This window comes from Mesorhizobium sp. M7A.F.Ca.MR.148.00.0.0, from assembly GCF_003997735.1.
GTDB lineage: Bacteria > Pseudomonadota > Alphaproteobacteria > Rhizobiales > Rhizobiaceae > Mesorhizobium.
On the sequence record NZ_RZTB01000256.1, the window covers coordinates 1 to 1,907 of the forward strand.

Genomic DNA, 1,907 nt, shown 5'->3' on the forward strand with positions numbered 1-1,907 from the left:
TCATTTCCAGCCCGTCCCCATTGCCCCATGCTGGATAAGCAGTAGCGAATATTTTTCCCTGCCGCCAGTTCGCAGTTTGAGATTCGAAGCCGCCTATGCTGATGAATCGATTGGTCCATACAGTTCAGCCTATTCGCACGGCAGCAACGGTCTGCCGGTATAGTTGCACCGCTTGGCCGTCGAAGTTGACCGTCCATTCTCACATCCGAAACACGCCGAAGCGCGTGTCCTCGATTTCGGCGTTGAGCGCCGCGGACAGGCTGAGCGCCAGCACGTCGCGCGTCTTCGCCGGGTCGATGATGCCGTCATCCCACAGGCGTGCGGACGAATAGAGCGGATGACCCTCATGCTCGTATTTCATCAGGATAGGCTTCTTGAATTTCGCCTCTTCCTCGGCGCTCCATTCCCCGCCCTTGCGCTCGATGCCTTCACGCTTGACCATGGCAAGCACCGTTGCCGCCTGTTCGCCGCCCATCACCGAGATGCGGGCGTTCGGCCACATCCACAGGAAGCGCGGCGAATAGGCGCGGCCGCACATGCCGTAATTGCCGGCGCCGAACGAACCGCCGATGATGACAGTCACCTTCGGCACCTTGGCGGGGGCAACCGCCATCACCAGCTTGGCGCCATCCTTGGCGATGCCGCCTGCTTCATATTTTCGACCGACCATGAAGCCGGTAATGTTCTGCAGGAAGACCAATGGAATTTTGCGCTGGCAGCACAGTTCGATGAAGTGCGCGCCCTTCACAGCACTTTCGGAAAACAGCACGCCGTTGTTGGCGATGATGCCGACCGGCATGCCATGGAGATGGGCAAAGCCGGTGATCAGCGTGGTGCCGTAATTCTGCTTGAACTCGTCGAATTCGGAACCGTCGACGATGCGCGCAATGACCTCGCGCGCGTCATAGGGCTGGCGCAAGTCGGTCGGCACGATGCCATAAAGTTCATCCGCCGGATGAAGCGGCGGAATCGATCTCTGTAAGGTCAGGCTTACAGTCTTGTTCCGATTCAGGTTTTTGACGATGCGCCGGCAGATGGCGAGCGCTTGGTCGTCGTCCAGCGCATAGTGGTCGGCAACGCCGGAAAGCCTGGTGTGCACATCCGCACCGCCAAGATCCTCGGCACTGACATCCTCCCCGGTCGCCGCTTTCACCAGCGGCGGTCCGCCGAGGAAAATGGTTGCCTGGTTGCGCACCATGATCGTCTCGTCGGACATCGCCGGCACATAGGCGCCGCCCGCCGTGCAGGAACCCATGACGCAGGCGATCTGCGGAATGCCTGCGGCGGACATGTTGGCCTGGTTGTAGAAAATGCGGCCGAAATGCTCGCGGTCGGGAAACACCTCGTCCTGGTTGGGCAGGTTGGCGCCGCCGCTGTCGACGAGGTAGATGCAGGGCAGATTGTTCTGCAGTGCGATCTCCTGCGCCCGCAAATGCTTCTTCACGGTCAGCGGATAATAGGTGCCGCCCTTCACCGTGGCGTCGTTGACGACGACCATGACCTCGGTGCCTTCGACGCGGCCGATGCCGGCGATCATGCCGGCCGAAGAGATCTCCTCGCCATACATCGACCATGCCGCGAACTGGCCGATCTCGAGGAAGGGCGAGCCGGTGTCGAGCAATTGCGCCAGGCGCTCCCGCGGCAACAGCTTGCCGCGCGAAACATGCCGCTCGCGCGCCTCATCCGAGCCGCCGCGCTCGACGGTGGCCGCCTTCTCCGCAATGTCGGCGACCAGCGCCCGCATGCGCTCGGCATTGGCGCGGAATGCTTCGGAGGAGGGGGAGATCTGGGTTTGCAATGTGGCCATACCTACACCCCCTCCGCCATGATCTCGCGCCCAATCAGCCAGCGGCGGATTTCGCTGGTGCCGGCGCCGATCTCGTAGAGCTTGGCGTCGCGCAGCAGGC

At 61.9% G+C, this 1,907-nt stretch carries 2 protein-coding genes; both read right to left on the minus strand.

The window, feature by feature from the left end; genetic code table 11:
* Nucleotides 1–199: 199 nt before the first annotated feature.
* Nucleotides 200–1,807: a carboxyl transferase domain-containing protein gene (locus tag EOB49_RS33695; protein ID WP_127383484.1), complete on the minus strand. Its 1,608-nt coding sequence runs from the start codon at nucleotides 1,805–1,807 to the stop codon at nucleotides 200–202.
* 2 nt (nucleotides 1,808–1,809) lie between these two features.
* Nucleotides 1,810–1,907: acyl-CoA dehydrogenase family protein (locus EOB49_RS38835; protein WP_348630289.1), on the minus strand; the 98-nt coding region annotated here is incomplete at its 5' end.

Bases quoted from the DNA above. Each gene is read 5' to 3' on its own strand.
- EOB49_RS33695 (WP_127383484.1), bottom strand. From the start codon at position 1,807: ATGGCCACATTGCAAACCCAGATCTCCCCCTCCTCCGAAGCATTCCGC.